Source organism: Paenibacillus sp. N119s, from assembly GCF_059447605.1.
The window spans coordinates 1-674 of the sequence record NZ_JCAJRU010000484.1 but is presented as its reverse complement, the minus strand read 5'-3'; the positions used below and the strand labels follow the sequence as shown (position 1 = coordinate 674).

1 protein-coding gene is annotated in these 674 nt (G+C 50.0%); it reads right to left on the bottom strand.

The window, feature by feature from the left end:
* Nucleotides 1–674, bottom strand: a 674-nt coding sequence (locus tag AC5V8P_RS25895) for a condensation domain-containing protein (RefSeq protein WP_495474096.1), incomplete at both ends; no start/stop codon positions are given.

Sequence of the window (674 nt, the reverse complement as noted above, 5' to 3'; positions counted from 1 at the left end):
GGCACAAGCTGCGCTTGTTCTTCCACATAGGTGTGGAATACCCCTTCGGATTGCTTTTCATCACTCCATGCAGCTACGCCCACGGATCCAAAACCGTCGATGATTTTTGCCTTTTCCGCAGCAGTTACGAGCTCCAGCTCATCCACCCATGCATCTGGTTTGTGGATCGCTTCTTCAATCATATGCAGCAAATGCTCGCGGAGTTGCTCTACAGCTGTACGTTCCAGCACCTGTGCGTTGTACTCCAAATGGACATGGATTTCATCGCCAGGCACTACCGTAATGTTGAAGTCATAGTTTGTTTGCTCCGACACAGAAGCATTGGCAATCGTAAAACCATTCGTGCCACGGCTACCCATCTGCTCCATGCGCTGCTCCACGGGGTAGTTTTCAAACACCATAATATGGTTGACTAGGTCCTGTTTCTGCTCGGTCAGGGCCTGAATGTCATATAACGGATAGGTTTCATAGGCACGGGAAACCAGTGCCTGCTCCTGGATCTGCTTCATCAGTCCAGCAAACGTCATCTCTTTCTCACTGTGAATCCGTACAGGAACCGTGTTAATGAACAACCCAATCATTTTGTCGATGCCTGGAATATCTGCCGATCTGCCGGATACGACACTGCCAAATACCACATCCCGGCTGTTGTTATACCGCTGCAGCACAACGCC